Origin of the sequence: Kitasatospora sp. MY 5-36, assembly GCF_001182915.1 — a bacterium.
Taxonomy (GTDB): Bacteria; Actinomycetota; Actinomycetes; order Streptomycetales; family Streptomycetaceae; genus Kitasatospora.
Genome location: NZ_LFVW01000739.1, coordinates 1 through 5,120, shown reverse-complemented (window position 1 = coordinate 5,120; position 5,120 = coordinate 1). Strand labels below are relative to the sequence as shown.

Annotated in this window: 6 protein-coding genes; 1 reads left to right on the top strand and 5 read right to left on the bottom strand. The window is 74.7% G+C overall.

Annotation, left to right across the window (positions count from 1 at the left end; all coding sequences use genetic code 11):
- On the top strand, window positions 1–195 hold a 195-nt coding region (locus AE652_RS34925), incomplete at its 5' end, for a carbohydrate-binding protein (protein WP_049659000.1).
- A 156-nt stretch (window positions 196–351) separates the two neighbouring features.
- Here AE652_RS34925 and AE652_RS34920 read toward each other — a convergent pair.
- The 5 genes from AE652_RS34920 to AE652_RS47560 all read right to left on the bottom strand — a co-directional run bounded on the left by AE652_RS34920 (window position 352) and on the right by AE652_RS47560 (window position 4,825).
- Window positions 352–1,137 (bottom strand): MHYT domain-containing protein, encoded by a 786-nt coding sequence (locus AE652_RS34920; protein WP_049659004.1) that lies wholly within the window; start codon window positions 1,135–1,137, stop codon window positions 352–354.
- A gap of 454 nt (window positions 1,138–1,591) precedes the next feature.
- Complete coding sequence (locus tag AE652_RS34915) at window positions 1,592–2,542, bottom strand: SAM-dependent methyltransferase (RefSeq protein WP_049659002.1); 951 nt, start codon at window positions 2,540–2,542, stop codon at window positions 1,592–1,594.
- The gene (locus AE652_RS34910; protein ID WP_049658999.1) at window positions 2,539–3,162 is read right to left on the bottom strand and encodes a cysteine hydrolase family protein; all 624 of its coding nucleotides are present in this window, start codon (window positions 3,160–3,162) and stop codon (window positions 2,539–2,541) included. Before AE652_RS34910 ends, AE652_RS34915 begins: the two co-directional genes overlap by 4 nt.
- Window positions 3,159–4,292, bottom strand: a complete 1,134-nt coding sequence (locus AE652_RS34905) for an isocitrate/isopropylmalate family dehydrogenase (protein WP_234348653.1) — start codon at window positions 4,290–4,292, stop codon at window positions 3,159–3,161. The genes AE652_RS34910 and AE652_RS34905 overlap by 4 nt, the downstream gene beginning before the upstream one ends.
- A complete protein-coding gene (locus AE652_RS47560) occupies window positions 4,289–4,825 on the bottom strand; it encodes an EF-hand domain-containing protein (RefSeq protein WP_049658997.1) in 537 nt (178 codons plus the stop codon). Before AE652_RS47560 ends, AE652_RS34905 begins: the two co-directional genes overlap by 4 nt.
- Between the last annotated feature and the right edge of the window lie 295 nt (window positions 4,826–5,120).

Sequence of the window (5,120 nt, the reverse complement as noted above, 5' to 3'; positions counted from 1 at the left end):
CACACCGCCCAGTACAGCCTCACCGTCGGCGGCGGGGGCACCCCCAACCCCGGCGGCACCTGGACCGCCGGCACCACCTACCAGGCGGGCGACGTCGTGACCTACAACGGCGCCTCCTACCGCTGCCTCCAGGGCCACACCGCCATGGTCGGCTGGGAGCCGCCGAACGTCCCGGCGCTGTGGCAGGCCGTGTGACCCGCACGCGCTGACACCCCGTGAAGCCGCTGCGCCGCGGCCCGTCGAGGGGGACGGGCCGCGGCGCAGCCGTACGCGCGAAACGCCCCGGGGGCGGGCCCGGACAACGGGCCGCCCCCGGGGCGTCGGTGCCGTGCGCGCGGCACGGCGGGCCGGTCAGGCGCCGCGGTCGAAGAGCTTGACGCGCAGCGGCTCCCGGGCCGGTACGTCGACCGGGTCCTGCGGGGAGAGGGTGAGGACGAACCCGCCGATCGCGATGACGGCCATGATGGCGACGGCGAGCGGGACGACGAACTGGGAGGCGGGCAGGCCGGCGGGCAGGAGCCGGTCGTCCAGCCGGACGGAGACGGAGGCCATCCCGGTGTAGTGCATGGCGGTGACCGCGACCCCGGCGATCAGGGAGGCGACCAGCGAGGCGGCGAAGCCGGTGATGTTGAGGGTCATCCACAGCGCCGCGGTGGCGGCGGCCACGGCGATGGCGATGGAGACGGCCACCAGGACGGGGTCGTAGGAGACCACGCCCTGGACCTGCATGGCGGCCATGCCGAGGTAGTGCATGGCCGCGACACCGCAGCCGGTGACGGTGCCGCCGATCAGCAGGGAGGCGAGCGTCCTGCGGCGGTAGCCGACGTACAGGACGCCGGCGCCGACGACGACGATGGCCAGCAGGAGGCTGCCGAGGGTCTCGGGGACGCGGTAGACGACGGACGAGCCGGTGACGGCGAAGCCCATCATCGCCATGAAGTGCATGGTCCAGATGCCGCAGCCGAGTTCGACCGCGGACAGCAGCAGCCACCCCAGGCGGCGGGCCGGCGGCAGGGTCAGGGCCCGTACGGTGCAGCGCAGTCCGAGCGCCGCGCCGGTGCAGGCGATGAGGTAGGACAGGACCGGGTTGATCCAGCCGTAGTGGAACCCGTCGATGTGGGCGGTGTGGGGATGCATGGCCACCTGGAGTGCGTTCGTGCGGGGGGACGGGCGGAACGCGCTTCTGCCCGGGCCGGTGCGGCGACTGCGGGGTCTGCCGGTCCGGCCGGGGATCAGGATCCGATTCCTGAAGGATCGTATAGCGACGAACAGTTTCCGCGAAATCGACAACCGGGTGAACCGATGAGGATCGGTCAGGTGAATCCGCCGGCGTCCGGCATTTCCCGGCACCCCTGCCGGTCACGCGGGGATCGGTGAAATCCCTTGCTGTACACCGGAATTGACGTGGACCCGGGCCCCGGCCAGAGCGGCGCGAGGCGGCGGAATCCATGATCGACATTACGTCGAGTAATGCGGTTTTCGCAGCGGGTGCATCCTTTTCCCTTTCGGAAAACCCCTTGGATAATCCCGCCCGTTCGGCGGGGGAGCCCCCCCGCCGAACGGCAGGGAATACCGCGGAATGCCGCGGAATTCAGCGGCGGCCCGGGATGCCGCCCGGGATGCGGCCCGGCCGACCGCGGCGGGCGGCGAAGACCCAGCGGTTGGCCGCCAGGGCGTCGTCCGGCTCCGGCGCCGGACCGCGGCCGTGCAGGGCGGTGAAGTCGTACGGGCTGCGCACGGCCACCGTCCAGCCCAGGCGGGTGAGTTCCGCGGCGGAGTCGGGGCGGGGGCCGGCGTCGAAGAGGGCGCGCAGGTCGATGCCGAGCCGCTCCCGGGCCGCGACGTACGCGGGGGCCGTGCGCACCGCCGGCGGTTCGGCGGCCACGTCCTTGAGCTCGTACGCCAGGGTGCTGCCGGGCGCGCTGAGCCGGTGCACGGTGGCCATCAGCCGCCGCTCGGCCTCGGCGGGGAGGTAGAGCAGCAGCCCCTCGGCGAGCCATGCGGTCGGCTCCGCCGGGTCGAAGCCGCCCTCCAGCAGCGGCCCGGCCCAGTCGCCGCGGAGGTCGGCGGCCAGCGGGCGGCGCTCGGTGGCGGGGGCCGCGCCCGCCGCGTCGAGGACCGCCCGTTTGAAGGCCAGCACCTGCTCGGTGTCGATCTCGTGGAGGACGCGGCCGGGCGGCCAGTCGAGCCGGTACGCCCGGGAGTCCAGGCCCGCGCCCAGGATGACGACCTGGCGCGTGCCGGCCCGCGCCGCGGCCAGCAGGTGGTCGTCCAGGACACGGGTGCGCAGCCCGAAGTAGCGCCCGAGGCGCCCCCACAGCGGGTCGGCCTCCGCGTCGGGGACCTGGTCGGGGTGGAGGGGCCAGTGCGCCGAGGCGGGGGAGGCGCGCACGAAGTGCTCGGCGAGCGGGTCGCGGGCCAGGGCGTCGGGGCGGTGGGTCTCGATGGCGCGGGCGGCCGCCACCAGCAGGGCGGTACGGCCCACTCCGGAGGCGACGCCGTGCGCCGCGGCCGCGGCCGTCCCGTCCTCCGGTCCGGTCAGGGCGTGCACGGGTCCTCCTCGTGCACGGGCGCGGTCCACGCCGCGGGGTCGTCGCCGGTGGTGGTGCGGGCGCCGTACAGGACGCGCATGAACCGCAGGACCTCGTCGTGGGGCAGGTGCAGGGAGGTGGTGCAGTCCGTCAGGACGGTGATGTGGAAGCCCTTCTGGAAGGCGGTGCGGGCGGTGGAGTCCACGCAGACGTCGGCGTAGAGGCCGGCGAAGACGAGGTGCCCGGTGCCGCCGGCGCGCAGGTGCTCCTCCAGGCCGTCGCCGAGGAAGGCGTCGAAGCAGGCCCGTTTGGTGAAGACCCGCTCGCCCGGGGCCGGGGCCACCCCGTGGAACCGGGCTCCCCAGGTGCCCTCCAGGCACTTCGGCCGCTTGCCCAGCCGCCGGTCCCGCGCGCGCCAGGCCGCGCCCTGGTGGGCGGTGTCGCCGAGGAAGCGGACGAACACCACCTCCACGCCCGCGCGCCGGGCCAGGTCCACCGCCCGGACGCTGTTGGCGACCACGGCGTCCAGGACGGCGCCGTCGCCGCCGAACCGGGCCCTGGCCACCGGCCCGGTGCAGAAGTCGTTCTGCAGGTCCACCACCACCAGGGCCGTTCCCGTCCGGGCGCTCACGGCCCGCCCACCGGGGCGGTGGATCCGGTGGACGCGCCGGGCAGGTCGAGGACGTCGACCAGCGCGTCGACCACCGCGGTGGTGGAGTGCCGGCCGCCGAGGTCCGGGGTGCGCACGCCCTTGTCGTCCAGGACGGCCAGGGCGGTCTCGACCGCCCCGACGGCGCCGGGCACCGCGGCGTGCCGCTCGGCGACGAGGGCCGCGGCGCGCAGGGTGGCCACCGGGTTGACCAGGTCGCGCCCGGCCAGGTCGTCGGCGGAGCCGTGCACGGTCTGATACTCCACCAGTCCGGCCGCGCCGGGGCCGAGGTACACGTTCTCCGTGCAGCGGCTCTCCTGCCGCTGGGCGCCGAAGCGGTCCAGCAGGACCACGTGCATGATGTCGGCCCACTCGTTCCCGGCGATCAGCAGGGTGCGGTCCGGCAGGCCGTGGGTGATGAGGTTGCGGTTCACGGTGTCGGGCTGGAACACCTCGATCCGTATGCCCAGCCGCTCGGCGATGTCGGCGACCCAGGCGTCGAACGCGCCGTCCAGGAGATGGAACTTGTAGGCCATGACGATGCGGTCGATCCGCCCGTCGGGCCATTCGCGCCGGGCCCGCTCCAGGGCGTGGCGGACGACGGCCTCGGTGGTCTCCCGGCTGAAGGCCATGGTGCGGACGACCTCTCCCGGGGTGTGCCGGTTCTCCCCGGTGTAGAAGCCCTGGGCCTGGTCGCGGACCAGGAGCAGTGACGTTTCTCCTTCCCGTAACAGGTCGACCTTGACGGCGCGCAGGCGGTGGCGCACCAGGTACAGGGACTGGGCGTTGATCGCGGTGCGGAAGACGGCCGTGGTGCCGGCGTCGGCGAGGTCTCGGCAGAACCGCTCGTAGTGCTCCGCGTCCTGCCCGGTCAGGTCCTGGATCCCGGCGGGGCCGGCCAGCGAGCGCAGCGAGACGTAGGAGTGGTAGAGGCGCGGGGAGCGGACGATCCGCACGCCCGTGGGGCGGGCGGCGGTGAGCACCCGCAGGACGCGTTCGAAGACGGCGGCGAGCTCGGGGCCGGTGCCCCGGCCCACCGCCAGCCCGATCGCGGGCTGCCCGGCGACGGGCACCGGCGCCGGGCCGGTGCCCTGGTGGGCGGCCGGGGTCACCGGGCCGTCCCGGGGACCAGGCGGTCGCCGGGGATGCCGGCCTTCTCGGGGCGGTAGTAGTCGCGGATGCCCTCCGCCCAGACGGCGACCGGGACGCGGTCGCCGTCCACCGGGCCGAACGCGTCGAACAGGGCCGTGGTGTTCCGGTGGTCGAACCCGATCGCGGTCATCAGGGTGAGGAAGTCGGGGCGGGTGACCAGGCCGTCGCCGTCCGGGTCGCCGAGCTCGGAGAGCGCCCGGGCGAACTCGTCGATGGTGGCGTCGAAGCGCTCCGGGTCGAGCACGACGGCGGTGAACTCCTCGGGGCTGATCCGTCCGTCGCCGTCGGCGTCCAGCTCGGTCACCAGCGTGCGCCAGTAGCGCTGCAGGGCGTCGAGCAGCCGGTCCCTGGCCTCCTCGTCGGCCTGGGGGAGCGCCGCGACGACACGGCTGCCCATCAGGTCGAAGTCGGCCGGTTCGATGGCGCCGTTCCCGTCGGCGTCGAACAGTGAGAACACGAGCCCGACACGGTCGGTGGCTGCGGTGGTGGGCATGGCGGTACACCTCGGTCTTCCGGACGAAGGGCGCCGGGCCCGTGCCTCGGCGACCGCTCCACTATCCGGTCCCGGCCCGGCCGTCGGCGCGCGAAGTACGGCCGGACCACCCGATCGTGGGCAATGCGCCCGCGCGCGCATGACGGGCCGGTCGGTTGGACAGATAGTCAGGCTGGCTCGTGCGACGGCCCGCAGCCGCCGCCGGGGTGCCGCCCGGCCCCTCGCGCGTGGCGAGGGGCCGGACGACGGGGCCTACGGCGTTGCCGCCCGGCCGGTGGGGCCCGGCGAGCGGCCG

Coding starts and splice junctions, on each gene's coding strand:
- AE652_RS34920 (WP_049659004.1), bottom strand. CDS start 1,137: ATGCATCCCCACACCGCCCACATCGACGGGTTCCACTACGGCTGGATC.
- AE652_RS47560 (WP_049658997.1), bottom strand. CDS start 4,825: ATGCCCACCACCGCAGCCACCGACCGTGTCGGGCTCGTGTTCTCACTG.